This is a genomic window from Streptomyces atroolivaceus, assembly GCF_000717025.1.
Classification (GTDB): domain Bacteria; phylum Actinomycetota; class Actinomycetes; order Streptomycetales; family Streptomycetaceae; genus Streptomyces; species Streptomyces atroolivaceus.
The window spans coordinates 120,701-145,416 of sequence record NZ_JNXG01000001.1; the positions used below are offsets into that span (position 1 = coordinate 120,701).

Consider the following 24,716-nt stretch of genomic DNA (forward strand, 5'->3'; position numbering starts at 1 on the left):
CATCTCGACCCCCATGGTCAAACCAGCGTCGTTTCGTTTCCGTACTCGGTTCCGCACTTCGCGCAATCGGCGGCCCGGCCCGCCTTCCACTCAGGAAGCAGCCATGGCTTCACCCCGACAAAGGGCCGACCAGGGTGAGGCTCGGGCGTCGGTACAGGACCCAGCGGGCCCCCGGCTCGACCCGCGTTCGGGGCAGGCCTCCGGAGCGAGGGCTGCTCCCGTTCAACCGCGGTGCAACAAGCCGGATGCCAGCCCAATCACCACCGGCGCCACTCCCACCGCCAGAAATGCCGGCAGGAAACAGAGCCCGACCGGTGCGGTGATCAGCACACCCGCCCGCTGCGCACGTGCCACAGCCGCACTCGCCCGCTCGGCACGTATCTCGTCGGCCAGCCTGGAAACCGGCTCCGCCGCAGGTGCGCCCGTCGATGCGGCGCGTTCCAGGCAGCGGGCCAGTGGCGCCGCACCCGGGAGCTCCCCGAACCGGCCCCATGCCTCGGCCGGTTCACCGCCGAGCAGAATTTCGGCCGCCGTACGCGCCAGCCGCTCGCCGACCGGACCGGCGATGGACTCCCCGACCGCTTCCGCTGCGTCACGCGGTCCTGCGCCCGCCGAAATACAGGATGCCAACAGGTCCGCTGTGGTCGGCAGTTGCCGGGCGATCAGGGCAGCCTCGGCTTCGCTCCCGGCGGATCTCCGCCCCTTCGCGGAGCGCTGCCACCGCCACATTCCGTAAGCCGCCGCAAGCCCGGCCCCGAATCCGGCCGGCCCACCGACGAGGATCCAGCCGACCGCCCATGCGGCCAGGGGCGCAGCCCACCTCCGCGTACGACTCCAGCCTGCGGATGCCCGCAGGCCCGCCCGTCCCCGCTGCCGCCTGCTCGCGCCGGACCCGGCCAGCAGCGCCCCCCGTCTGCGTATCGCCCGCTCATGCCGTCGGACCGTCACTGTGAGGGCCAGACAGGTGGCTGCGCCCAGCACCGCTCCCACGGCCCCGGCCGCTCCCAGCGTCTCCCCCACCCCGGGCAGCCCGCTCACCCCGCCTCCCCCGCCCGTACGATCCGCGATGCCCAGAACAGCCCCGCAGCCTCCAGCAGGCCGCCCGTCACCAGGCAGAGGAGTCCGCCCGGACTGTGCAGCAGGACCCTCAGCGGATCCGCTCCGAGCGCAGCTCCCAGTCCCAGACCCACCACCGGCAGCAGTGCCAGGACCCCAACCGTCGACCACGCGCCCGCAAGCTGTGCCCTCAGCTCGTCCCGCCGCCGCCTCTCGCCCCTCAGCGAGTGCTCCAGGCGCGCCAGACCTGTCGCCAGCCCGGCTCCGCCGTCCACCGCCACCCGCCAACAGGCCGCCATCCCCGCGAGTCCGTCAAGGCCAGGTCCCGCCGACGCCTGCCGCAACGCGCTCGGCACGTCGCCGCCGAACCGCGCAGCAGCAAGCACGGCGGATTCGGCAGCGCCCAGCGCGCCGGCGTTCCTCGCTGCGGCGAGCAAAGCCTGTCCGGGCTCCCGTCCGGCCCGCAGTTCGCCGACCACCGCCCCGCAGAGCGCCGTCACCGCGAGGGCCGCCTTCTCGGACTCATGGCGCCGCGCCCGCCGCCGCAGCCAGCGCCTCGTGAGCGGAACCGCCACGGCGCCCGCGAGCAGCGGCAGCACCGATTCCCCGAGCACGGCGAGAAGAGCCGCCACAGGAGCACACAGCCATTCCCGCCGCCCGCCGAAGACTGTGCGGACAGCGGCCCGTACAGCCGGCCCCCACTGCCCCTCGTGCTGTCGGGCCATGAGCGTTCGAGCCCGTCGCGCCCCCGGATCCCGCGCCACGGCCATACCGCCTGCCAGGCCCGTGCATCCCGCCATCGTCCACGTCATCACCTGCATCAGCGCCTCGGAGCCCGCCGCGGTCACGGCTTCCCCCCGATCAGCGCGCTCAGCCGCTCCCAGCCTCGCTGCGGCTCGAACCCCTCAGCACCCCAGCGCAGCGCGGGCACCGTGATCACGAGGCCAGCGGTATCCCGCTCGAGTACATGCACTTCAGCCAGGCGCCTCTGCCCGCCCCTGTCCCGTACGAGATGGACGACCACGGACAGGGCCGCTGCCACCTGGCTGTGCAAGGCCGCCCGGTCGAGGCCCGCAGCCGTCCCGAGAGCCTCCAGGCGCGCCGGAACATGCTCGGCGGCGTTGGCGTGCACCGTGCCGCAACCGCCCTCGTGTCCAGTGTTGAGGGCGGCCAGAAGCTCCGTCACCTCGGCGCCCCTGACCTCTCCCACCACCAGCCGGTCAGGACGCATGCGCAGGGCTTGGCGCACCAGGTCCCGCAGCGTCACCCGACCCGCACCTTCCTGGTTGGCGGGACGCGACTCCAGGCGCACCACATGCGGATGGTCCGGGCGCAACTCCGCCGAGTCCTCGGCCAGCACGATGCGCTCCCGCTCGCCGACCGCCCCCAGCAGGCTGGACAGCAGTGTCGTCTTCCCCGCCCCGGTTCCTCCGCTGATCAGATAAGAGACGCGAGCTTCCACCAGAGCTCTCAACAGCTGGTCGCCGCCGGGCGGGACCGTCCCTGCCGCCACGAGCTCCGCCAGTGTGTAGGCCTTGGGGCGCACCACCCGCAGCGAGAGGCACGTCGAACCGACGGACACTGGTGGCAGGACCGCGTGCATGCGCGTCCCGTCGGGCAGCCGGGCGTCCACCCACGGCCGGGCGTCGTCGAGGCGGCGCCCCGCTACCGCGGCAAGCCTCTGAGCCAGCCGGCGGACGGCTGCCGCGTCCTGAAAGGTGACTCGGGTCAGCTCGAGTCCGCCCCCACGGTCCACCCACACCCGGTCCGGAGCCGATACCAGCACATCGGTCACCGCCGGGTCGGCCAACAGCCGCTCCAGCACGCCTGTGCCGACCAGTTCACCCCGCAGTTCCTCGGCCGCGCCGAGGACTTCCATGTCGCCGAGCAGACGACCCTGTTCCCTCAGCGCGGCAGCCACCCCGGCCGGAGTGGGCGCCGCGCCGCTACGGGCCAGTCGTTGGCGTACGGCGTCGAGCAATGCCTCGGTCATGACACCCCTCCCCCGCGAGGCCGTGCCGGCACTCCCTCCGAGCGATCGGGGGCATCCGCCAGATCCCAGAAGGCCGTACAGAAGCGCGCCAGTGCACCACGAGAATCCCCGCCCGGGGGCACACCGCAGTCCTGAGCCGACGGCAACCCGGCCTCCGTGGGCAGGGCACCGACGAGCGGCAGCCCGAGCGCCTGCGCCACCCACTGCTCGTCCAGGCCTGCCGTGCAGGGGCCCCGGACAACGACCCGCAGGTCCTCGAGGACCATCCGGGCCGCAGACGCGACGCGCTGCGCTGCCGCGACCGCTCTCAGCTCCCCGGGCACGACGAGGAGTCCGACGTCCAGCTGAGCCAGGGCTTCTGCCACGCTCTCGTCGACCCTCCGCGGCAGATCCACGACCACCACTCCCCCGAGCCTGCGCGCTGCGGCGAGCACCGACCGCATGGCCTGGGGCGGAACGACCACCTCGTCTTCCCTGCCCCAGCTGAGTACACGCAGCCCGTGCAACGCGGGAAGGGACTCCTCCAGCGCCCCTCCGCCCAGCCTCCCCTTCGAACGGGCGAAATCCGGCCATCGCATGCCTTCCGAGTCCTCACCGCCGAGCAGCACGTCGATCCCGCCGCCCAAGGGGTCGCCGTCGACCAGCATGGTCCGTCGGCCCGACCGCGCTGCCGTCACGGCAAGCGCGCAGGCCAGCGTGGACGCGCCGGATCCGCCGCGTCCCCCCATCACCCCGACGGTGAGCGCGGGGCGGCCCACGCCTTCCACCGCGTTGGCGATCTGATCGACGAGCCACCCCTCGGAATCGGGCAGCCTCAGCACGTATTCGGCCCCGATCTCAACCGCGCGGCGCCATACACCGGGGTCGTCCTGGTCACGCCCGACCAGCATGACGCCGGGCCTGCGGGGCACCCCTCGACACCCGCGGGCCGCGTCGTCGCCCACCAGAACCATCGGGGCCCGCTCCCAGCCGCGCCTCTCCCCAGGAGGCGCGTGATGCACCTCCGGCACCGCCCCTGCGGCCGCGCACAGCCTGAGCAGATCGTCCAGCAGATCCGCGTCCTCAGTCACGATCAGGGGCCCGTCCCGCCTCCCCTCGGCGCTCAGCAGACCTTCGCCTACGAAGGATCCAGTCACGATCTCCGCCCTCTCCCACTGCCCTTCGGTGCGGTTTCGCGGGGATCTCGAACGCTCCCGAGATGCGCGATTCCGGAACCCACGTACTTCGCGGGCGGAATCAACATGCATCGGCATGGAAAAACATGTGGATCTTGGTCAGAAACTGTGGACAACGCCGTCGTTGTGAATATCTCGGTAGCTCGTACAGGGGACTTTCACAGCGAAGCTATTCCGCTACCCACAGTGACGATGCATGATCGAGTGACCCACAGGAGAGGAGGTGCGGCGGTGACAGTCAGACCGGATGGACCTTGACCCTCTGCCGAAAAATGCATCCGGACATGCGACGACCCCCGCCGGGGGGGAGAGCGGGGGTCGTCTCCACGGCCGACTCGGGGGGGGGGGAGGAGTCGGACCGGGTTAGCACGGTCGCGAACGATCCGTGACTTCCATGGTGTACCCGAGCGCCCTCTCAGGCAAACCCGCCTGCCGGACTTTACGCCGAATGGCGGGCCCCTATGCTCACCTTTGTGGAAAACTGCTTCTCGCCTCGCACAGCAGCCTTCTTTGACCTGGACAAGACGGTCATTGCGAAGTCATCGACACTGACCTTCAGCAAGTCCTTCTACCAAGGCGGGCTGATCAACCGCCGTGCCGTACTGCGCACCGCGTACACACAGTTCGTGTTCCTTGCCGGGGGCGCCGACCACGACCAGATGGAGCGGATGCGCGAGTACCTCTCGGCGCTCTGCAAGGGCTGGAACGTCCAGCTGGTCAAGGACCTTGTCGCCGAGACACTGCACGACCTGATCGACCCGATCATCTACGACGAGGCGGCAACCCTCATCGAGGAGCACCATACCGCCGGGCGCGATGTGGTCATCGTTTCGACCTCGGGCGCGGAAGTCGTCGAACCGATCGGAGAACTCCTCGGCGCCGACCGGGTCGTGGCGACCCGGATGGTCGTGGGCGACGACGGCTGCTTCACCGGCGAGATCGAGTACTACGCGTACGGACCGACGAAGGCCGAGGCGATCAAGGCTCTCGCCGAATCGGAAGGCTACGACCTTTCGCGCTGCTACGCGTACAGCGACTCCGCCACCGACGTGCCGATGCTGGAGTCGGTCGGACACCCGCACGCCGTCAACCCTGACCGGGCACTGAGGCGCGAGGCCACTCTCAGGGAATGGCCGATTCTCGTCTTCGACCGACCGGTCCGGCTCAAGCAGCGCCTGCCCGCCTTCTCGATGCCACCGCGGCCGGCACTCGTGGCCGCCGCCGCAGTGGGGGCGGCTGCGTTGACAGCTGGGCTGGTCTGGTACGCCAATCGTCGCCGCGCCGCCGCGCTCACCACCTGACAGGAGTTCCCGACCGGAGGACTTCGCCCCGCTTACACAAAAAGCGGCAGGCTCAACCGGACACTCGCGAACATGTCCGACCTACATGCATTTGAAAGCAAAAGTAAAGAAGTGCGACGAGGCCTTCCGCTCTTATCGATCCTGGAGTACAAAGGATTCAACGGCCCGCGAGACCAAGGCCATCCGAGAGGATCACCTTTCACGCACAGAAGGCCCCACGGACCGAGCACGAAGGCCGAGTACCCACGCGACGTCGACCCGTCGATTACGGGCCAGCCGCACCAGGGAACGGGCAAAGAACCCGACCTGATGGGCATATACCGAGGACGCTTGGTAACTGGACCGACGTGCCAGCGGCGGTACCGGAACCGGTACCGCCGCACCCTTTCCCGGGACCGCCCACAGCCCGCGTGCACCCTCGGCACGTCACCACCGCCCGACCCCGGAGGCCTCGCAGCCTCCGACAGACTGCGCCTAGGCGGCCCCACGCTGGAGCGCCTCGCACACCGCCGTGGACTCCCTGACTCCCAACTGCACCGAGCGCCCGCAGTGGGTGATCCATGCGGCCATCCCCTCGGGCGTCCCCGACAGGTATCCGTCGAACGCGGCCACATAGGCCGCTCGCCCCTGTTCCGCATGCCCGACTTCCGCCGGGCAGATGGATTTCGGATCGAGTCCGCTGCCGATCAGCACGATCCGCTCTGCGGTCCGGGCGACCAAACCGTTGTGCGAACCGAACGGGCGCAGCGCCAGCAGTTCACCGTGCACCACCGAGGACGTCACCAGCGCGGGCGCCGAGCCGCCGGCGATGATCAGCTGCGACAACCCCTCCAACCGCCCGGCCACCTCGTCCGCCCCTGGGACTGGCGCCTCGATCAACGGCTCGTCGACCGGCTCGCCCGCCAGTCGGGGCCTGCCGACCGCATCGTCGGGAGAGGCGCCGCCTGCCGCCACCAGATGCAGCCGGGCCAGGACCCGCAGCGGCGACTGCCGCCAGATGGAGAGCAGTTGACCCGCTTCCGCCGTGAGCCTCAGAGCGGCGCCGATGGCACGGGATTCGCCCTCACCGCTGAAATCAGTGCGCCGACGCACCTCCTCGAGGTTCCAGTCGGCACCCGAGAGCGCCGCCGAACCGCGTGCGCCTCGCAGCGCCGCCTCCGCGGTGACCTCGTTGCTGCGGCGCCGCATGACCCGGTGCCCGTAGACCCTGTCCACAGCTTTGCGCACGGAGTCCACCGCATCGGCGACCCCTGGCAGGTCACCCAGGGCGGCAAGCGGGTCCGAGGAAGACGTACTCATAAGTAGCGAGGCTACGCGCCCCCGGTGCGGATACCTCCCAGGAGTGGCCTTCTTCACGAAGCATGACAGCGCTGAGCGATGACACCGCTACCCTAGGTGAACATGAAGATCGCTTTCGTAGGGAAGGGCGGCAGCGGCAAGACCACGCTGTCTTCGCTCTTCATCCGTCACCTCGCCGCCAACGAAGCCCCTGTCGTCGCGGTGGACGCCGACATCAACCAGCACCTCGCGGCCGCCCTCGGCCTGGACGAGGACGAGGCCGCCGCTCTGCCCGCCATGGGCTCCCAGCTGCCCCTCATCAAGGAATACCTCCGCGGGGACAACCCCCGCATCACATCCGCAGCAACGATGATCAAGACCACGCCACCCGGGAAGGGGTCACGGCTCCTGCGTGTCCGCGAGGACAACCCGGTTTATGACGCGTGCGCCCGGACGGTGCGTCTCGACGACGGCGAGATCCGCCTGATGGCCACCGGTCCCTTCACCGAGTCCGATCTCGGTGTCGCCTGCTACCACTCCAAGGTCGGGGCCGTCGAACTCTGCCTCAACCACCTGGTCGACGGCCCCGACGAGTATGTGGTGGTCGACATGACTGCGGGGTCGGATTCGTTCGCGTCCGGGATGTTCACCCGCTTCGACATGACGTTCCTGGTCGCCGAACCGACCCGGAAGGGCGTCTCGGTCTACCGCCAGTACAAGGAGTACGCGCGGGACTTCGGTGTCGCGCTGAAGGTGGTGGGCAACAAGGTGCAGGGCGAGGACGACCTCGACTTCCTGCGCGCCGAGGTCGGCGACGACCTGCTGGTCGGGGTAGGCCGGTCGGACTGGGTCCGCACGATGGAGAAGGGCAGGCCGGCCCCGTTCGAACTGCTGGAAGCAGACAACCGGATGGCGCTGCAGGCCCTGCAGAACGCCGCCGAGGACTCCTACGAGCTACGCGACTGGGAGCGTTACACACGTCAGATGGTGCACTTTCACCTGAAGAACGCGGAGAGCTGGGGCAACGAGAAGACGGGCGCCGACCTGGCTGCCCAGGTCGACCCCGCCTTCGTCCTGCATGAGCACCACGCGGAATCGGGCGCCCGCCAGCCGGCCTGAGCCGAATGGAACGGCGCCAGGGATGCTCCTAGTCCCCGCTCCCGTCGGGTCCCTTGCCTGCCGGCTGGTCTGCCGGCCTGGCAGGTACGGGACCGACTGCGGCTTTACCGGGAGCCGTACCCGCCAGGAATGCCGTCCAGCCCGGCTTGGGCTTCTGGCCCACCTTCAGTGTCCCGAGTCTGGCGAGGGTCGCCGGGTCCTGCGCATCCAGCCAGTCGGCGAGTTGACGGAACGAGACGCACTGGACATCCCGCTTGGTGCACACCGTCTTGATCGTCTCCTCGATCGCACGCATGTAGGTGCCACCGTTCCAGCTTTCGAAATGGTTGCCGATGATCAGCGGAGCCCGGTTCCCGCTGTAGGCGCGGTCGAACGCCTGGAGCAGGCCGTCCCTCATCTGATTGCCCCAGTACTCGTGCTTGTCGGGGTCACCCTGCGTCGTGCCGGACTGGTTGAACATGAAGTTGTAGTCCATCGAGAGCGTCTCGAACGCCCGGCCCGGCACAGGGACAAGCTGCAGGGGAAGATCCCAGATCCCATCCTTCTTCGTAGGCCAGACCTGGTTGCCGACGCCACTGGAGTCGTAGCGGAATCCCATGGTCCGCGCAGCCGCGACCATGTTCTTCTGTCCCTCCAGGCACGGGGTGCGAGCGCCGATCAGTTCCTTGTCGTAGTCGAAGGGCAGCGGGCCTTCGCCCTTGAGAGCCGGGGTGTTGGTCTTCCAGCTCTTCACGAACGCCTTCGCCTGGCTGATCTCGCTCTTCCACTCCTCGACCGACCACGTGCCGACGCCGCCGTCCGGCCCACAGAAGTGCCCGTTGAAGTGGGTACCGATCTCATTGCCGTCCAGCCACGCGGCACGCAGCTCCGCCAGCGTCTGGCGGATTCCCTCGGTGTCGTTGAACCCGATGTCGGATCGGCCCGCCGCATGCTGAGGCGGGTTGTAGAGCTCCTTCTTCTCCTCCGGCAAGAGGTACACGCCGCTGAGGAAGTACGTCATCTTGGCGTCGTACTTCTTCGCGACCGCCCGGAAATGCGAGAACAGCTTCTGACTGTCCTCACCGGCGCCGTCCCACGAGAACACGACGAACTGCGGAGGCTTCTGCCCTGGCTTGAGGCGCTTGGCCCGGGGGAGTTCCGGCTGCGCGCCCGTGAAGGCGGTGGAACCGTCGCCGATGAGGTTGACCGCCCCCTTCGGTGCCGCCGCCGGGGAGTTCCCCTCCGCGCCCGGGGCCGATTCCTTCCCGGCTCCGGGCGCTGAGCCGGCACCCCCCGTACCGAGACCCGAGCAACCGGCCAGGCCGGCGATCAGCGCGGTGACCACGGCCCCCAGGGCGATCCGCTTCGTGGCGGCCATCATCCGTCCACCCTCTTCCTTGCAGGATTCGTGCGTTGAAGTGCTGACACGGCGCGGTCAACCTCACACACAGACCCAAAGGAATCAGTACGACAAGCCGGATGAAAAGATGCTTATTCACTTGAAAGGGTGAGCTGTTGGGCTAATTGCTCGAAAACGTGGACACCTTTCTTTACTCTCCATTACGATTCATTTACGGAGAGTTGAGAAATCCCGCCGCTGTACCCCACCGCTGCACGCCGTGACCCACGGCCGCCGTCACTCACATACCGCGACCGCGCTGCCCCGGAGGAGACGGGAACATGTCTGCCTGCGTCCCTGCCCGCAACGACCACTCATCCCGCAGTTCGCGCCCTTCCCGCGCCTCGGGAGCCAAGCGCCCCCACAGCCCGCCACCACCACGCGGCGGCCGCTTCCGCCTCTCGGGCGCGGATGTGTCCGCATCGATCACCGTCTTCCTGATCGCCGTGCCCATGTCGCTCGGGCTCGCCGTCGCCATGGACGCCCCCCTCGCCGCCGGCCTGGTCTCGGCAGCGATCGGCGGCATCGTCGCCGGGCTGCTGGGCGGAACACCCCTCCAGGTCAGCGGGCCCTCCGCCGGACTGACCGTAGTCACAGCCGAGTTGATCCAGATCTACGGCTGGCGCACCACGTGCGCGATCACCATCGGCGCGGGGCTCTTGCAAATCGTGCTGGGCTCGCTGAGAGCAGCCCGCAGCGCGCTGGCCGTGAGCCCGGCCATCGTGCACGGCACGCTTGCCGGGATCGGGGTGGCCATCGCTCTCGCCCAGCTGCACATCGTGCTCGGCGGGGCACCTCGGAGCTCAGCTCTCGACAACGTCTTGTCGCTGCCTTCCCGCTTGACGCAGTTCGAGGCGGCCGCACCCCTCATCGGAGTCCTGACCATCCTCCTTCTCGTCGTGTGGCCACGCCTGCCCGGGCGGCTCGGTGCGGCGCTGGGAAGAATTCCTGCCGCACTCGCCGCAGTGGTCATCGCGACGGCTGTGGCCACCATGGCCACCCCCGGAATCGCCCGGGTGGACCTTCCGTCGTGGCGCTCGCACGCCCTCCCCGAACTGCCGCAGGGCCCGGTGGCCGCGCTGGCAACGGCAGTGTTCACGGTCATGCTCGTAGCCAGTCTGGAATCCCTGCTCGCCGCGGTTTCCGTGGACAAGCTGGCCGCGGACCGCTCCACAGCCACCCTCGAGGGCGGGCCGACGCCACCCGCGCCCGTCAAGCGATCCGACCTCGACCGGGAGCTACGGGCCCAGGGTGTGGCCAACGCGGTGTCGGGACTGGCCGGAGGGCTTCCCGTCTCCGGCGGCGCCGTGCGCAGCTCCGCGAATGTGCGGGCGGGTGCGGAGAGCCGCGCCTCCACCGTCCTCCATGGCGTCTGGGTCCTGCTGGCGACCCTGCTCCTGGTCACCGCCCTCGAGCTGATCCCACTGGCGGCGCTCGCCGCCCTGGTGATGGTGGTCGGCATCCAGATGGTCAGCTTCGCGCGCATCCGCAAGGTCCACAGACACCGGGAGTTCCTGGTGTACGGCGCCACGATCAGCGGCGTGATTCTCGTCGGGGTGCTCGAGGGTGTCGCGATCGGCATTGTCATGGCGGTGGCCGTCGCCCTGCACCGGCTGGCACGCACGCGCATCACCGTGACGGAGGAGGACGGCCGCCATCTGGTGACTGCTCGCGGTCAGCTGACTTTCCTGGCCGTCCCCCGCCTCAGCCGCTTGCTCGGCAGACTGCCGCAAGGGGTACACGCCGTGGTCGAGTTGGACGGCTCCTTCATGGATCACGCGGCATACGAGACGATCCAGGACTGGTACACGGCGCAGACCGCGCTGGGAGGCAGGATCGAGTTCACCGGGCGTTCCGGTGGCCGGATCGCCGAGCCTGCGTCGGCCGCCCATTCCTGCTGCCGCCCTTGGACGCCGTGGCGCAACCATCACTGCCACGACCGCCCTGAGGAAGTCTCATCGCCCACCTCTCCCCCCGCCGGGCACGTCGTCGCGAAGGCGGCCCATGCTGCGGCTCCGAGAAGCCCTTCCGACCACCGGCACGGCGCCCACCGGCTTCTCAGCGGCCTCAGCTCCTTCCAGCGCACCACCGCTCCACTGGTCCGTGAGGAGCTGGCCCGGCTGGCAGCCGAGGGACAGAGGCCGTCACAGCTCTTCCTGACCTGTGCCGACTCCCGACTGGTCACCAGCATGATCACCGCAAGCGGCCCGGGCGACCTCTTCACTGTGCGGAACGTGGGCAATCTGGTGCCGCCGCCGGGCACGGGAGACACGGCGGGCAACGACGATTCCGTTGCTGCCGCCATCGAGTACGCCGTGGATGTGCTGCAGGTCGAGTCCATCACCATTTGCGGCCACTCCGGCTGCGGCGCCATGCAGGCACTGTTGGGGGCCGCACCCGAGACGCCCAGCACCCCTCTGTGGCGCTGGTTGCAGTACGGGCTGCCGAGTCTGGAGCGTATGCGCTCCCGTCACCACTCCTGGGCGCGTATCGCCGGCCGGCTGCCAACCGACGCGGTCGAGCAGCTCTGTCTGACCAATGTGGTCCAGCAGTTGGAGCACCTGCGGGCGCACGAATCGGTGGCCCGCCGGCTGGCGGCAGGCACCCTGCAGCTGCACGGCATGTACTTCCATGTAGGTGAGGCACAGGCATACCTGCTGACGGAGGGCGCCAGTTCCGGCACCGGGCCCGACGAGGTCTTCGTGCGGGTCGCCCCCGGCGCGGCATGGGGCACCGAGCCCGAGGACGAAGAACTGCACTCCGCCTCCGCAACGACGGTCGACGCCTGAACCACTCACATTCCTGGTCCGTGAGACCTTGTGGTCCCGCTTTCGCACCGCACACGACTGCATGCGAAAGCGGGGCAGGTGCCCCACCACCGCGGGACACAGGTCTAAACCAATTTCCGGCAGACACTTGTCACCTGGCCCGCGGCCTGATGAGCTGTCCCCCGGGACACAACGGACACCCTGGGAATGGGAGATGTCGTGAGCAACGAAAGTCTGGCCAATCTGCTCAAGGAGGAGCGGCGGTTCGCACCGCCTGCCGATCTGGCTGCGAACGCCAACGTCACGGTGGAGGCGTACGAGCAGGCCGAGGCGGACAGGCTGGGCTTCTGGGCCGAGCAGGCCCGCCGCCTGACCTGGGCCACGGAGCCGACCGAGACGCTCGACTGGAGCAACCCGCCCTTCGCGAAGTGGTTCGCGGACGGCAAGCTCAACGTCGCGTACAACTGCGTGGACCGTCATGTCGAGGCGGGCAACGGCGACCGGGTCGCGATCCATTTCGAGGGTGAGCCCGGCGACAGCCGCGCGATCACCTACGCGGAGCTGAAGGACGAGGTCTCCCGCGCGGCCAACGCCCTGACCGAGCTGGGCGTCGGCAAGGGGGACCGGGTCGCGGTCTACCTGCCGATGATCCCCGAGGCCGCCGTCGCGATGCTGGCCTGCGCCCGCATCGGCGCAACGCATTCGGTGGTGTTCGGGGGCTTCTCCGCGGATGCCATCGCCGCCCGTATCCAGGACGCGGACGCCAAGGTCGTGATCACTGCTGACGGTGGTTACCGGCGTGGCAAGCCGTCGGCGCTCAAGCCCGCTGTGGACGACGCGGTCTCGCGTATCGAGAGCGTCGAGCACGTTCTCGTGGTGCGGCGGACCGGGCAGGACACCGCGTGGTCGGAGGGGCGGGATGTGTGGTGGCACGAGATCACCGGACGGCAGTCGGCCGAGCACACGCCCGAGGCGTTCGACGCGGAGCAGCCGCTGTTCATTCTGTACACGTCGGGGACGACGGGTAAGCCGAAGGGGATCCTGCACACCTCCGGGGGTTATCTGACGCAGGCGGCGTACACCCATCACGCGGTGTTCGACCTGAAGCCCGATTCGGATGTGTACTGGTGCACGGCCGACATCGGCTGGGTGACCGGGCATTCGTACATCGTCTACGGCCCGCTGGCCAACGGTGCGACGCAGGTGATGTACGAGGGCACGCCCGACACTCCCCATCAGGGGCGCTTCTGGGAGATCGTGCAGAAGTACGGAGTGACGATCCTCTACACCGCGCCTACCGCGATCCGTACGTTCATGAAGTGGGGTGATGAGATCCCCGCCAAGTTCGATCTGTCGTCGCTGCGTGTCCTGGGGTCGGTGGGTGAGCCGATCAACCCCGAGGCCTGGATGTGGTACCGCAAGCACATCGGCGCCGACAGGTGCCCGATCGTGGACACCTGGTGGCAGACCGAGACCGGCGCCATGATGATCTCGCCGCTTCCCGGGGTCACCGCGACCAAGCCCGGCTCCGCCCAGCGGGCTCTGCCCGGCATTTCCGCCACGGTCGTCGACGACGAGGCGAACGAGGTGCCGAACGGCGGGGGCGGCTACCTCGTCCTGACCGAGCCGTGGCCGTCGATGCTGCGCACCATCTGGGGCGACGACCAGCGCTTCCTCGACACCTACTGGTCACGCTTCGAGGGCAAGTACTTCGCCGGTGACGGTGCCAAGAAGGACGAGGACGGCGACGTCTGGCTGCTGGGCCGGGTCGACGACGTCATGCTCGTTTCCGGGCACAACATCTCGACCACCGAGGTCGAGTCCGCTCTCGTGTCGCACCCCTCGGTCGCCGAGGCAGCCGTGGTGGGCGCCAACGACGAGACGACCGGACAGGCCATCGTCGCCTTCGTGATCCTGCGCGGCACCGCCACCGCCTCCGAGGAACTGGTCGCCGAGCTGCGCAACCACGTCGGCACCACCCTCGGGCCGATCGCCAAGCCCAAGCGGGTCCTGCCGGTGGCAGAGCTGCCCAAGACCCGATCCGGCAAGATCATGCGCCGGCTGCTGCGCGACGTAGCCGAGAACCGCGAACTGGGCGACGTCACCACGCTCACCGACAGCTCGGTCATGGCACTCATCCAGACCCAGCTGCCCTCCGCGTCTTCCGAGGACTGAGACGGAACGGAGAGAACCAGGACGGCCTCCCTGCGCCGTCGCCTGCGAGGGGGCACCCGGAAGCAACCCGGGTGCCCCTAGGCAGCAGGCGGACGGAGTAGGGACGGTAGCGGCCTCCGCCATCGGGTGGCGCCGGGACGGCCCCTGCCTACACCGTCGGGCGGCGGACACCGGATCCGGTTACGGTTCCGGTACCCCAGGTAGAGTGGTGAGCTGTTCGGCGGAGTTCGGCGCGGTGCGTCAGCACGATCCCGTATCCGCCGAGACGTGAGCGCAGAAACCAAAACCGCACAGAAGAACTCCACAGGGGCGCCGGGAAGTCTGGTCGGCATGTGTATCCGCCATGCCATCACTGCCGTAACCCGACCCGGAGGTCTCCCTCGTGGCCCCGCCCGCCCCCCCGTCCGGCCGCCGCACTCTGCTCGGCCGCCTCCCCCTCCCTGAACGCAACTACGTCGCCGAGGCCCTGCGCACCGAGACGGTCGGCGGGGTCATCCTGCTGGTCGCGGCCGTTGCCGCGCTGATCTGGGCGAACACCTTCGGCTCCTCCTACACGTCTGTCAGCGGTTTCCACCTCGGCCCCGAAGCCCTGGGGCTGAACCTCTCGGTGTCCCACTGGGCGGCCGACGGGCTGCTCGCCGTCTTCTTCTTCGTCGCGGGAGTAGAACTCAAGCGTGAGCTGGTCGCAGGCGAACTCCGTGACCCCCGGGCCGCAGCTCTGCCCGTCGCCGCAGCGCTCTGCGGCATGGCCGTGCCCGCGGTCGTCTACACACTGACCGCTGTAATGGGTGGAGGGTCGCTCTCCGGCTGGGCCGTGCCCACCGCTACCGACATCGCGTTCGCGCTCGCCATCCTCGCGGTCATCGGCACCTCGCTGCCGGCGGCGCTACGCGCCTTCCTTCTGACGCTCGCCGTCGTGGACGACCTCTTCGCCATCCTCATCATCGCCGTCTTCTTCACCGAGAGCATCGACTTCCTGGCGCTCGGCGGTGCCTTCGCCGGGCTGGCCGTGTTCTACGCGCTGCTGCGCGCCGGAGTGCGGGGGTGGTACATCTACCTGCCGCTCGCCCTGGTCATCTGGGGACTGATGTACAACAGCGGTGTCCACGCGACGATCGCGGGCGTCGCCATGGGTCTCATGCTGCGCTGCACCAAGCGTGAAGGAGAGACGCATTCCCCGGGCGAACACATCGAGCACCTGGTGCGCCCTCTCTCGGCCGGTTTCGCGGTTCCGTTGTTCGCCCTCTTCTCGGCCGGCGTCACTCTGAAGGGCGATGCCCTGGCCGGCGTCTTCACCCGGCCCGAAACGCTCGGGGTGGTGCTCGGTCTGGTCGTCGGCAAGACCGTCGGCATCTTCGGCGGCACCTGGCTCGTGGCCCGGTTCACCAAGGCCGAACTGAACAAGGACCTGGCCTGGGCCGATGTCTTCGCCGTGGCCACGCTGGCCGGTATCGGTTTCACCGTTTCGCTGCTCATCGGGGAGCTCGCCTTCACCGGCGACGACGACATGATGAACGACGTCAAGGCGGCGGTCCTCATCGGTTCCCTCATCGCCGCCGTACTCTCCGGTGTACTGCTGAAACTACGGGTACGCAGATACAGGACGCTGTACGAGGCCGAGGAACTCGACGCGGACGCATCGGGGGTGCCCGACGTCTACGAGCAGGACGACCCGGAGTACCACCTGCGCATGGCCGCGATACACGAGAGGAAGGCTGCCGAGCACCGCCGCCTTGCCGAACGGGCGGGGGCAGCGAGCAGCAAGCCGGACAGTCCGGCATGATCTGACATCGGATGTACGGAAGAGGAGAGGGAGTCAGGGATGAGCGACCCCGGCAACTACGCGGGCAGTACCGACCGTAGTCTCGGACAGCTGTTCGCTTCGGCGACCGCTGAGATGTCCGCGCTGGTGCACGACGAGATCGCCCTGGCCAAGGCCGAGGTGCGTCAGGACGTCAAACGCGGCGTGATCGGCAGCGTGGCGTTCATCGTCACGGGTGTGCTGATCCTGTTCGCGATCCCCGTGCTGAGTTTCGCCGCGGCCTACGGCATTCACAACCTGGGCCTGGGCCTCGCCTGGTCCTTCCTGATCGTCGGCGGTGCGTTCATCCTTCTGGGAATCCTGCTCGCCCTCTTCGGGCTCGCCAAGTTCAAGAAGGTCAAGCCCCCGGAGAAGTCCATCGCTTCGGCCAAGCAGACCGCAGCGGTCCTGCAGGGCGTCAAGCCGCACCCCCGGCCCACCGTCAGCGCGCGTGCCATCGAGCAGGCGCAGGGCAGCACGCTCGCGGACAAGGCAATCGAGAACCGTCCTGTTCAGGACAAGGCGCTCCCTGTGACACGCTCGTCCACATGACCGACCCCGATTTCGCATCCGGCCCCGTGGGGCCGCTGGGACCGGCTGCCGGTTCCGGCAGCCCCGTCCGCATCGAGGGGCCGTGGACCCACCGTGACGTCGCGGCCAACGGCGCGCGCTTCCACATCGCCGAGCTCGGTGATGGTCCGCTGGTGCTGTTGCTGCACGGTTTTCCGCAGTTCTGGTGGACCTGGCGCCACCAGATGACCGCCCTGGCCGATGCCGGGTACCGCGCGGTGGCGATGGACCTCCGCGGGGTGGGCGGCAGCGACCGTACGCCCCGGGGGTACGACCCCGCGAACCTGGCGCTCGACGTCACAGGCGTGATCCGCTCGCTCGGCGAGCCGGACGCGGCGCTCGTGGGCCATGACATGGGCGGTTATCTCGCCTGGACCGCGGCCGTGATGCGGCCGAAGCTGGTACGGCGGCTCGTGGTGTCCTCGATGCCGCATCCGCGTCGCTGGCGTTCCTCCATGCTCTCCGACTTCGCGCAGTCCAGGGCGGGTTCGCACGTATGGGGCTTCCAGCGCCCGTGGGTTCCGGAGCGTCAGCTCGTCGCGGATGACGCGGCTCTGGTGGCACGCCTCATCCGCGACTGGTCGGGGCCGCGCACCCCAGACTTCCCGGACGACGAGACGACGGACGTCTACCGGCGTGCGATGTGTGTCCCGTCGACGGCACACTGCTCGATCGAGCCGTACCGCTGGATGGTGCGCTCCCTGGCGCGTCCCGACGGTGTCCAGTTCAACCGGCGCATGAAGCGCCCGGTACGTGTGCCGACCCTGCACCTGCACGGATCGCTCGACCCGGCGATCCGGACCCGCAGTTCCGCGGGGTCCGGCGAGTACGTCGAGGCGCCCTACCGGTGGCGACTTTTCGACGGTCTGGGGCACTTCCCCCACGAGGAGGATCCGGTCGGCTTCTCGACCGAACTCATCAACTGGCTCAAGGATCCCGAGCCCGACCGTTAGCCGAGCCGCACAGGTGTCCGACGAACAGCCAATTGCCTGCCGCATAAGCCAATTGGCTGACTCGCACACGATTACCGACCTTGGGTCACGGGCAGACGTCGAGGTATGGGCTGGACGCGCGACTTCAACGACGCAGCACGCAACCGCCGCTCGACCGCTCCTGCTGGTCCGAGCGTTCATGAGGGGGGCGGCTCCCTGAGCCGGGTGCACGATGTGAGCGATTTCCATGATCTCCGGCTGGGTATCCCGCGCATTCTCCACCGCCGGGCCCGCTGGGTCTCGGCGCGCCTGCGCCATCCCCGTGGATGACCCACCGACCGTCGGACAACACTCCACGCAGCCGTCCCCGAGACCGCTGAGGCCTCAGGGACCTGCGTGGCACCCGCACAGCAGCAGTCGGGGTACGGGCCTCCCGGTCTCCGCCGGACGGCCACACCCGCGGACGTGTTTCCCGTGCCGAGCCGTGCAGCGGATCCCAACCGGGCCGTAGGTCTGTCCCGGCCCGGAACCATAACGGCCGTCTCCTCGGGCCCGTGCCGTACGAGGGCCCGAGGAGACGGCCGTGCGGCTGCGTCACGGCCCGGGCCGGACGCATGACCTCAGAGCGCGCAGCCCTGGCTGTCGACCTGCTGGGCCGTGGACTTGCCGAGCTCGATGTCCTCGCGGATCTCGTCCGCCGTCAGCGCGTAACCCGTGTCCGGGTCGTCGAGCGACTTGGCGAACACCACCCCGTACACCTTGCCGTCGGGTGTGAGCAGTGGGCCGCCGGAGTTGCCCTGGCGTACGGTCGCGAACAGCGAGTACACGTCGCGCCGCACGGTGCCCCGGTGGTAGATGTCCGGGCCGTTGGCGTCGATGCGGCCCCGGATGCGGGCGGAGCGCACGTCGTACGCGCCGTTCTCCGGGAAGCCGGCCACGATGGCGCTGTCACCGCTCCCCGCGTCCTTGTCGCTGTCCGTGAAGCGCAGCGGTTCGGCTTCCAGGTCCGGGACGTCCAGTACGGCGATGTCCCGCTGCCAGTCGTAGAGGACGACCTTGGCGTCGTACAGCCGGCCCTCGCCTCCGATCTGGACGGTGGGTTCGTCGACACCGCCGACCACGTGGGCGTTGGTCATCACGCGGCGGTCGGAGAAGACGAATCCGGTCCCTTCGAGGACCTTGCCGCAGGCCGGCGCCATACCGACGACCTTGACGATGGACTTCTTGGCACGGGCTGCGACAGGGCTTCCGGCCAGCGCGGGGTCCGGGGCCTCGACCTCGGTGATGGGCTCGTTGGCGAAGGGGCTGAAGACCTGCGGGAAGCCGTTCTGGGCGAGGACGGAGGAGAAGTCCGTGAACCAGTTGGAGGCCTGATCGGGCATCACCCGGGACACCCCGAGCAGGACCGAGGAACTGCGGACCTCCTTGCCCAGCGTCGGCAGTGACGTACCGGCCAGCGCGGAGCCGATCAGCCAGGCCACCAGGAGCATGGCCACCACGTTGACCAGGGATCCGCCTGTGGCGTCCAGGGCGCGCGCCGGCGACCACGTGATGTAGCGGCGGAGTCTGTTGCCGAGGTGGGTGGTGAACGCCTGGCCCACCGAGGCGCACACGATCACGATCACCACCGCGACGATGGCGGCGGTGGAGGAGACCTCCGACCCGTCGGTCACCCGGTCCCAGATGACCGGCAGCAGGTAGACGGCCACGAGCCCGCCGCCCAGAAAGCCGATCACGGACAGGATGCCGACGACGAAACCCTGGCGGTAGCCGATGACCGCGAACCACACGGCGCCGACAAGCAGCAGGATGTCCAGCACGTTCACCGTCTATAGCCTCGCAGATTCGTCACCTGGCCCGTCCGGTTCGACGGGGTCCGGGCCAGGCCCGGAACAGCGCAGCACGGGAGTCAGCCTGTCATGCGCGCCAGTCGAGCGGCACCTGCCTGGTCCTGTCCCAGGGGCGTTCCCACCCTGCGTAGTGCACAATCCTGTCGATCACACCGGCTGTGAATCCCCAGACCAACGCGGATTTCACCAGAAACGCGGGGCCTCGGTGACCGCTCGGATGGACGGCTGTCGCGCGGTTGGCCGGATCCGTGAGATCCGCCACGGGCGCGGTGAAGACCCGGGCGGTCTCTGCGGGATCCACGACCCCCACCGGGCTGGGTGTCCGCCACCAGCCGAGGACGGGCGTCACGACGAACTCACTCACCGGGATGTAGAGCCGGGGCAGCACACCGAAGAGCTGGACACCGCTCGGGTCGAGTCCGGTCTCCTCCTCGGCCTCCCGCAACGCGGCCCTGAGCGGCCCGGTGGTCATGTGGTCGCCGTCCTCGGGATCGAGGGAGCCCCCGGGGAAGGACGGCTGGCCGGCGTGGGATCGCAGTGTGCCGGAACGCTCCATCAGGAGCAGCTCCGGGCCGCGCTCGCCTTCGCCGAAGAGGACCAGGACGGCGGACTGGCGGCCGGCACCGCTCTCCGGCGGCAGGAAACGACTGAGCTGCTGTGCCTCCACGGTCCGCGCCGCACGGGCCACGGGTTCGAGCCAGGCGGGCAGGCCCTCGGCGGAGACGGTGAGTGCGCTGTCGCGGGACGCGCCCGTCTCCGTGGCGGCCGCTTCGGTCGCGGTCCGTGTGCTCTGTGCGTGCGTCATGGGCACCCCCGTCTCTCCAACGCCTGTTGTCGGCCATTTCGTTCCGCGCGTACCCGCCCCGCGAGCCGCTGACGCCGGAGCTCGGCCCCGGCCCCGGGGCCGAGCCGGGCGACGCCCACCCCTCGGCCCTCGGACAGGGATGGGCGGCCCCTCACCCGGCTCCCAGTGGGGGCGCGGGGCTGCCCGGATAGTCCGGGGGCGGGCTGAGGCGCTGGCCCGGGTAGCCGCCCATCTCGTACTTCAGAAGCTTTCGGGCCTTGTCGGGATCCGTCTCGCCCTCCCCGTACGCGGGACAGAGGGAAGCGATCGGGCAGGCACCGCACGCAGGCTTGCGCGAGTGGCAGATGCGACGGCCGTGGAAGACCACGCGGTGCGAGAGCATCGTCCACTCACTTTTCGGGAAGATCGCGGCGACCTCGGCCTCGACCTTCTCCGGATCCTCCTGCTCGGTCCATTTCCAGCGGCGGACCAGCCGCCCGAAGTGAGTGTCCACCGTGATGCCGGGCACACCGAAGGCGTTGCCGAGGACCACGTTGGCGGTCTTGCGTCCGACTCCCGGCAGCTTGACGAGATCTGCCAGCCGACCGGGAACCTCCCCGTCGAAGTCGTCCCTCAGCGCGGCCGACAGACCGATCAGGGACCGCGCCTTCGCCCGGAAGAAGCCGGTCGGCCGGATGATCTCCTCCAGCCTCTCCGGCACGGCGGCGGCCATGTCCTCAGGCGTCGGGTAGGCCGCGAAGAGCGCCGGAGTCGTCTGGTTGACCCTCAGGTCGGTGGTCTGGGCGGAGAGGACCGTGGCGACCAGGAGTTCGAAAGGATTACGGAAATCCAGCTCGGGATGGGCGTACGGATAGACCTCGGCGAGTTCGCGGTTGATCCGGCGGGCACGGCGGACCATCGCGAGATGCGACTCCGGTTTCGCGGGCTTTCCCGCCGCCGCTCCCGTCGAGCCCATTGCGGCTTTTTTCTTACTTCGTACACCCTGTTCGCCCACAGCGGAATTCCTGTCTCCCGACACCCCATCAGCCCCCTTGGCCTGCACTCCCACCGGCGTTCCGGACACCCGGCCAGCCTAGAGCCAGGGGCTGACATCCGCCCCGGTCACCGCGCATCCACGGCCAATCGGCCCCCTGCCGTAGGGTCCGGCACGCCCGTGCGTCAAACTGGTTTGTGATCGATCGCACTGTTTTACCGTCCGGCATCATGGAAACCACGCTTCCCTGAACAGGCCGACAAGGAGAGAACTCGTGGACGACGTTCTGCGGCGCGCCCCGCTTTTCGCGGCGCTCGATGACGAGCAGGCCGCGGAGCTCCGCGCCTCGATGAGTGAGGTGACCCTCGCGCGCGGTGACGCGCTGTTCCACGAGGGTGACCCCGGTGACCGCCTGTACGTGGTCACCGAGGGCAAGGTGAAGCTCCACCGCACTTCTCCTGACGGGCGGGAGAACATGCTGGCCGTCCTCGGTCCCGGCGAGCTGATCGGGGAGCTGTCGCTCTTCGATCCGGGCCCGCGCACCGCGACCGCGACCGCGCTGACCGAGGTCAAGCTCCTCGGCCTCGGTCACGGAGACCTCCAGCCCTGGCTGAACGCCCGCCCCGAGGTGGCCACCGCGCTGCTGCGGGCGGTCGCCCGCCGTCTGCGCAAGACCAACGACCAGATGTCCGACCTGGTCTTCTCCGATGTACCGGGACGCGTCGCCCGTGCGCTCCTCGATCTGTCGCGCCGCTTCGGCGTGCAGTCCGAGGAGGGCATCCACGTCGTGCACGACCTGACGCAGGAAGAGCTGGCCCAGCTGGTCGGCGCCTCCCGCGAGACGGTCAACAAGGCGCTCGCGGACTTCGCGGGCCGCGGCTGGCTGCGGCTCGAGGCGCGCGCCGTGATCCTGCTGGACGTGGAGCGGCTGGCGAAGCGGTCCCGCTGACGCCCTGCCCCGCACGCTCGCCGAAAAGGCCCCACCGGCGGTGGGGCCTTTCGCGTGCGTCCCAGGGCCGGCCCGGGTCAGATGAGTCCGTGCTCGGTCAGGTACTCCATCTGGGCCCGCACCGACAGCTCGGCCGCCGGCCACAGGGAACGGTCCACATCCGCGTACACCGCCGCCACGACCTCGGCGGGCGTCCGGTGTCCCGACTCCACGGCCGTCTCCACCTGCGCCAGGCGGTGCGCGCGGTGGGCGAGGTAGAACTCGACGGCACCCTGCGCGTCCTCCAGCACCGGCCCGTGCCCCGGAAGGACCGTGCGCACCCCGTCGTCGACCGTCAGCGAGCGCAGCCGCCGCAGGGTGTCCAGGTAGTCGCCCAGCCGGCCGTCCGGGTGCGCGACGACGGTGGTGCCGCGCCCGAGGATCGTGTCGCCCGTCAGCACGGCCCGGTCGGCGGGCAGATGGAAGGACAGGGAGTCCGCGGTGTGCCCCGGTGTGGGGACGACCCGGAGTTCGAGCCCTCCCGTGGTGATCACATCGCCCGCCGTGAGCCCTTCGTCACCCAGTCGCAACGCCACGTCCAGGGCGCGCACCTTCGTCCGCGTGAGCTCGGCGAACCGGGCGGCGCCCTCCGCGTGGTCCGGGTGCCCGTGCGTGAGCAGGGTGAGGCCGACGCGCTTGCCCGCCCTCTCCGCGGTGTCGACGACAGCCCTCAGGTGTGCGTCGTCGAGCGGCCCCGGATCGATCACGACCGCGAGGGCGGAGTCCGGTTCCGCGACGATCCAGGTGTTCGTGCCGTCCAGGGTCATCGCCGAGGCGTTCGGGGCCAGGACGTTGACCGTACGGGTGGTGGCGGGCCCGGAGAGGACCCCGCCGCGAGGCTGTCCGGGCAGTGCGGCCGCGTCGCTCATGAGGGGTTCCCGGCCGTGCCGTCACCGGAAGGGAGGGACGCCGATCCGCCGGCCGGCGGGACGTGTCTGGTGAACTCGTCGTGACCCGGCCAGCTCAGCACCAGTTCGTCGCCCTCCATGCGGGCTTCTGCCAGCACGGGAGCGAGGTCCTGGGAATCCGCTGCCTTCAATGCCTCCGCGGCCGTCCCGTACGGCCTCAGCGCCCGCAAGGTGGCCACGGTGGGCGGCATCATCAGCAGTTCGCCCCTGTCGTAGCCGTCGGCTGCGTCACCGGGCCGGATCCACACCGTCCGGTCGGCCTCTGTGGAGGCGTTCCTGGTGCGCTGGCCCTCGGGGAGTGCGGCCACGAAGAACCAGGTGTCGTAGCGTCGCGGTTCGAACGCCGGGGTGATCCAGCGCGCCCACGCCGCCAGCAGGTCGGACCGCAGCACCAGGCCCCGGCGGTCCAGGAAGTCGGCGAAGGACAGCTCGCGGGCGACGAGGGCCTCACGGTCGGTCTCCCAGCCGGCGCCCGTGGTGTCGCTCACGACGGTGTCGGCGGTCGGTCCGGCCAGCAGGACGCCCGCTTCCTCGTACGTCTCACGGACCGCGGCACAGACGACGGCCTGGGCCTCGGCGGCCGTACCGACGCCCAGACGGCCGGCCCAGGTGTCCAGGGACGGCCCCGCCCAGCCCACATGGCGGTCGTCGTCGCGCGGATCGACCCCGCCACCCGGATAGGCGTACGCACCGCCGGCGAAGGCCATGGAGGTGCGCCGGCGCAGCATGTGCACGGCGGGACCGGTGGTGCCCGGCCCCGATGTGTCGTCCCGGAGCAGCATCACCGTGGCCGCGCGCCTGGGAGTCACGGCTGTCAGCTCGCCGCTGGCGAGGGCCCGGATCCGGGCGGGCCATTCCGGTGGGTACCACTGACCGTTGGACATGGCCGGAGGCTATCCGGAACCGCGCCGATGTTCGAGGCCCCCGGGGATCGATGTCTGCCCCTTACACACATGATCCCGCCCGGTCGCGTGACCGGACGGGATCGTGGAGGTGCGGGATCAGGCGTCGACGAGCTCGACCTGGACCTCGACCTCCACCGGTGCGTCCAGCGGCAGCACCGCGACGCCCACGGCGCTGCGGGCGTGCACGCCCTTGTCGCCCAGGACCGCGCCCAGCAGCTCGCTCGCGCCGTTGACGACTCCCGGCTGCCCGGTGAAGTCGGAGGCCGAGGCGACGAAGCCCACGACCTTCACGACCCGTGCGATCCGGTCCAGGTCACCGGCGACCGACTTCACCGCCGCAAGGGCGTTGAGCGCGCAGGTCTTCGCCAGCTCCTTGGCCTCGTCCGGAGTCACCTCGGCGCCGACCTTGCCGGTCACCGCGAGTTTGCCGTCCACTATCGGGAGCTGGCCGGAGGTGTAGACGTACACCCCGGACTGCACGGCCGGCTGGTAGGAGGCGAGCGGCGGTACGACGTCCGGGAGCGCCAGGCCGAGTTCGGCGAGCTTCGCCTCGACCGCGCCCGCCACTACGGCTTCTCCCGCTTCAGGTAGGCCACGAGCTGCTCGGGGTTGTTCGGGCCGGGAACGACCTGGACCAGCTCCCAGCCGTCCTCGCCCCAGGTGTCCAGAATCTGCTTGGTCGCGTGCACGAGAAGGGGCACGGTCGCGTATTCCCACTTGGTCATGAGCCGACTGTAATGC

22 protein-coding genes are annotated in these 24,716 nt (G+C 69.4%); 9 read left to right on the forward strand and 13 right to left on the reverse strand.

From position 1 onward, the window contains the following. Window positions 1–222: 222 nt before the first annotated feature. From OO67_RS36055 to ssd, 4 genes are read right to left on the reverse strand one after another with little or no spacing between them, the layout of a single operon-like run. Window positions 223–1,029: a type II secretion system F family protein gene (locus tag OO67_RS36055; protein ID WP_078597590.1), complete on the reverse strand. Its 807-nt coding sequence runs from the start codon at window positions 1,027–1,029 to the stop codon at window positions 223–225. 5 nt (window positions 1,030–1,034) lie between these two features. Continuing rightward, window positions 1,035–1,868: a type II secretion system F family protein gene (locus tag OO67_RS00535; protein WP_382056148.1), complete on the reverse strand. Its 834-nt coding sequence runs from the start codon at window positions 1,866–1,868 to the stop codon at window positions 1,035–1,037. A gap of 32 nt (window positions 1,869–1,900) precedes the next feature. After that, a complete protein-coding gene (locus tag OO67_RS00540) occupies window positions 1,901–3,049 on the reverse strand; it encodes a TadA family conjugal transfer-associated ATPase (RefSeq protein ID WP_033296551.1) in 1,149 nt (382 codons plus the stop codon). Continuing rightward, entirely contained in the window at window positions 3,046–4,185 is a 1,140-nt protein-coding gene (gene ssd, locus OO67_RS00545; protein ID WP_033296552.1) for a septum site-determining protein Ssd, read from the reverse strand. The genes OO67_RS00540 and ssd overlap by 4 nt, the downstream gene beginning before the upstream one ends. A gap of 500 nt (window positions 4,186–4,685) precedes the next feature. Between ssd and OO67_RS00550 the strand changes: the two genes are divergently transcribed. Continuing rightward, window positions 4,686–5,525 carry an HAD family hydrolase gene (locus OO67_RS00550; RefSeq protein ID WP_033296553.1) on the forward strand — a complete coding sequence of 280 codons (840 nt, stop codon included), beginning with the start codon at window positions 4,686–4,688 and terminating at the stop codon, window positions 5,523–5,525. A gap of 474 nt (window positions 5,526–5,999) precedes the next feature. Here OO67_RS00550 and OO67_RS00555 read toward each other — a convergent pair whose 3' ends face one another. Beyond that, window positions 6,000–6,824 (reverse strand): Fic family protein, encoded by an 825-nt coding sequence (locus OO67_RS00555; protein ID WP_033296554.1) that lies wholly within the window; start codon window positions 6,822–6,824, stop codon window positions 6,000–6,002. Between the two features lie 102 nt (window positions 6,825–6,926). On the opposite strand from OO67_RS00555, the gene OO67_RS00560 reads away from it, so the two are divergent. Next, on the forward strand, window positions 6,927–7,922 hold the full coding sequence (locus OO67_RS00560; protein WP_033296986.1) for an ATP-binding protein: 996 nt from the start codon (window positions 6,927–6,929) through the stop codon (window positions 7,920–7,922). Between the two features lie 28 nt (window positions 7,923–7,950). Here OO67_RS00560 and OO67_RS00565 read toward each other — a convergent pair whose 3' ends face one another. Beyond that, window positions 7,951–9,282, reverse strand: a complete 1,332-nt coding sequence (locus tag OO67_RS00565; RefSeq protein WP_033296555.1) for a polysaccharide deacetylase family protein — start codon at window positions 9,280–9,282, stop codon at window positions 7,951–7,953. Window positions 9,283–9,581: 299 nt separating this feature from the next. On the opposite strand from OO67_RS00565, the gene OO67_RS00570 reads away from it, so the two are divergent. The 6 genes from OO67_RS00570 to OO67_RS39455 all read left to right on the forward strand — a co-directional run bounded on the left by OO67_RS00570 (window position 9,582) and on the right by OO67_RS39455 (window position 17,876). Next, window positions 9,582–12,089, forward strand: a complete 2,508-nt coding sequence (locus OO67_RS00570; protein WP_033296556.1) for a SulP family inorganic anion transporter — start codon at window positions 9,582–9,584, stop codon at window positions 12,087–12,089. Window positions 12,090–12,275: 186 nt separating this feature from the next. After that, window positions 12,276–14,243 (forward strand): acetate--CoA ligase, encoded by a 1,968-nt coding sequence (gene acs / locus OO67_RS00575; RefSeq protein ID WP_033296557.1) that lies wholly within the window; start codon window positions 12,276–12,278, stop codon window positions 14,241–14,243. Between the two features lie 382 nt (window positions 14,244–14,625). Further along, on the forward strand, window positions 14,626–16,026 hold the full coding sequence (gene nhaA / locus OO67_RS00580; protein ID WP_033296558.1) for a Na+/H+ antiporter NhaA: 1,401 nt from the start codon (window positions 14,626–14,628) through the stop codon (window positions 16,024–16,026). Window positions 16,027–16,065: 39 nt separating this feature from the next. Next, window positions 16,066–16,596 carry a phage holin family protein gene (locus OO67_RS00585; RefSeq protein ID WP_033296559.1) on the forward strand — a complete coding sequence of 177 codons (531 nt, stop codon included), beginning with the start codon at window positions 16,066–16,068 and terminating at the stop codon, window positions 16,594–16,596. After that, window positions 16,593–17,567 carry an alpha/beta fold hydrolase gene (locus OO67_RS00590; protein WP_033296560.1) on the forward strand — a complete coding sequence of 325 codons (975 nt, stop codon included), beginning with the start codon at window positions 16,593–16,595 and terminating at the stop codon, window positions 17,565–17,567. Before OO67_RS00585 ends, OO67_RS00590 begins: the two co-directional genes overlap by 4 nt. Before the next feature lie 105 nt (window positions 17,568–17,672). Next, window positions 17,673–17,876: a hypothetical protein gene (locus OO67_RS39455; RefSeq protein ID WP_078597516.1), complete on the forward strand. Its 204-nt coding sequence runs from the start codon at window positions 17,673–17,675 to the stop codon at window positions 17,874–17,876. Window positions 17,877–18,166: 290 nt separating this feature from the next. On the opposite strand, the gene OO67_RS00595 is transcribed toward OO67_RS39455, so the two are convergent. The 3 genes from OO67_RS00595 to nth all read right to left on the reverse strand — a co-directional run bounded on the left by OO67_RS00595 (window position 18,167) and on the right by nth (window position 21,156). Continuing rightward, on the reverse strand, window positions 18,167–19,372 hold the full coding sequence (locus OO67_RS00595; RefSeq protein WP_033296561.1) for a MarP family serine protease: 1,206 nt from the start codon (window positions 19,370–19,372) through the stop codon (window positions 18,167–18,169). A gap of 91 nt (window positions 19,373–19,463) precedes the next feature. After that, complete coding sequence (locus tag OO67_RS00600; RefSeq protein ID WP_033296562.1) at window positions 19,464–20,201, reverse strand: NUDIX hydrolase; 738 nt, start codon at window positions 20,199–20,201, stop codon at window positions 19,464–19,466. 151 nt (window positions 20,202–20,352) lie between these two features. Beyond that, window positions 20,353–21,156, reverse strand: a complete 804-nt coding sequence (gene nth / locus OO67_RS00605; RefSeq protein ID WP_244299987.1) for an endonuclease III — start codon at window positions 21,154–21,156, stop codon at window positions 20,353–20,355. A gap of 292 nt (window positions 21,157–21,448) precedes the next feature. Here nth and OO67_RS00610 point away from each other — a divergent pair, with 292 nt between their 5' ends. Beyond that, entirely contained in the window at window positions 21,449–22,123 is a 675-nt protein-coding gene (locus tag OO67_RS00610; RefSeq protein WP_014046869.1) for a Crp/Fnr family transcriptional regulator, read from the forward strand. Between the two features lie 77 nt (window positions 22,124–22,200). Here OO67_RS00610 and OO67_RS00615 read toward each other — a convergent pair whose 3' ends face one another. From OO67_RS00615 to sp36, 4 genes are all read right to left on the reverse strand, one after another. After that, window positions 22,201–23,031: an MBL fold metallo-hydrolase gene (locus OO67_RS00615; protein ID WP_033296564.1), complete on the reverse strand. Its 831-nt coding sequence runs from the start codon at window positions 23,029–23,031 to the stop codon at window positions 22,201–22,203. Beyond that, complete coding sequence (locus OO67_RS00620; RefSeq protein ID WP_033296565.1) at window positions 23,028–23,954, reverse strand: NUDIX hydrolase; 927 nt, start codon at window positions 23,952–23,954, stop codon at window positions 23,028–23,030. The genes OO67_RS00615 and OO67_RS00620 overlap by 4 nt, the downstream gene beginning before the upstream one ends. Before the next feature lie 117 nt (window positions 23,955–24,071). Further along, window positions 24,072–24,542, reverse strand: a complete 471-nt coding sequence (locus OO67_RS00625; RefSeq protein ID WP_033296566.1) for a RidA family protein — start codon at window positions 24,540–24,542, stop codon at window positions 24,072–24,074. Further along, window positions 24,542–24,700 (reverse strand): Sp36 family protein, encoded by a 159-nt coding sequence (gene sp36 / locus OO67_RS37740; protein ID WP_019992579.1) that lies wholly within the window; start codon window positions 24,698–24,700, stop codon window positions 24,542–24,544. The genes OO67_RS00625 and sp36 overlap by 1 nt, the downstream gene beginning before the upstream one ends. Window positions 24,701–24,716: the final 16 nt, after the last annotated feature.

Excerpts from the sequence above, each read along its gene's own strand:
- OO67_RS00535 (WP_382056148.1), bottom strand. The coding sequence starts at position 1,868 with ATGACGTGGACGATGGCGGGATGCACGGGCCTGGCAGGCGGTATGGCC.
- OO67_RS00615 (WP_033296564.1), bottom strand. The coding sequence starts at position 23,031 with ATGAGCGACGCGGCCGCACTGCCCGGACAGCCTCGCGGCGGGGTCCTC.
- OO67_RS00540 (WP_033296551.1), bottom strand. The coding sequence starts at position 3,049 with ATGACCGAGGCATTGCTCGACGCCGTACGCCAACGACTGGCCCGTAGC.
- OO67_RS00590 (WP_033296560.1), top strand. The coding sequence starts at position 16,593 with ATGACCGACCCCGATTTCGCATCCGGCCCCGTGGGGCCGCTGGGACCG.
- OO67_RS00570 (WP_033296556.1), top strand. The coding sequence starts at position 9,582 with ATGTCTGCCTGCGTCCCTGCCCGCAACGACCACTCATCCCGCAGTTCG.
- OO67_RS00600 (WP_033296562.1), bottom strand. The coding sequence starts at position 20,201 with ATGACGCACGCACAGAGCACACGGACCGCGACCGAAGCGGCCGCCACG.
- acs (WP_033296557.1), top strand. The coding sequence starts at position 12,276 with ATGGGAGATGTCGTGAGCAACGAAAGTCTGGCCAATCTGCTCAAGGAG.
- OO67_RS00560 (WP_033296986.1), top strand. The coding sequence starts at position 6,927 with ATGAAGATCGCTTTCGTAGGGAAGGGCGGCAGCGGCAAGACCACGCTG.
- OO67_RS00555 (WP_033296554.1), bottom strand. The coding sequence starts at position 6,824 with ATGAGTACGTCTTCCTCGGACCCGCTTGCCGCCCTGGGTGACCTGCCA.
- OO67_RS00620 (WP_033296565.1), bottom strand. The coding sequence starts at position 23,954 with ATGTCCAACGGTCAGTGGTACCCACCGGAATGGCCCGCCCGGATCCGG.
- OO67_RS39455 (WP_078597516.1), top strand. The coding sequence starts at position 17,673 with ATGGGCTGGACGCGCGACTTCAACGACGCAGCACGCAACCGCCGCTCG.
- OO67_RS00565 (WP_033296555.1), bottom strand. The coding sequence starts at position 9,282 with ATGATGGCCGCCACGAAGCGGATCGCCCTGGGGGCCGTGGTCACCGCG.
- sp36 (WP_019992579.1), bottom strand. The coding sequence starts at position 24,700 with ATGACCAAGTGGGAATACGCGACCGTGCCCCTTCTCGTGCACGCGACC.
- OO67_RS00585 (WP_033296559.1), top strand. The coding sequence starts at position 16,066 with ATGAGCGACCCCGGCAACTACGCGGGCAGTACCGACCGTAGTCTCGGA.
- OO67_RS00550 (WP_033296553.1), top strand. The coding sequence starts at position 4,686 with ATGCTCACCTTTGTGGAAAACTGCTTCTCGCCTCGCACAGCAGCCTTC.
- nth (WP_244299987.1), bottom strand. The coding sequence starts at position 21,156 with ATGGGCTCGACGGGAGCGGCGGCGGGAAAGCCCGCGAAACCGGAGTCG.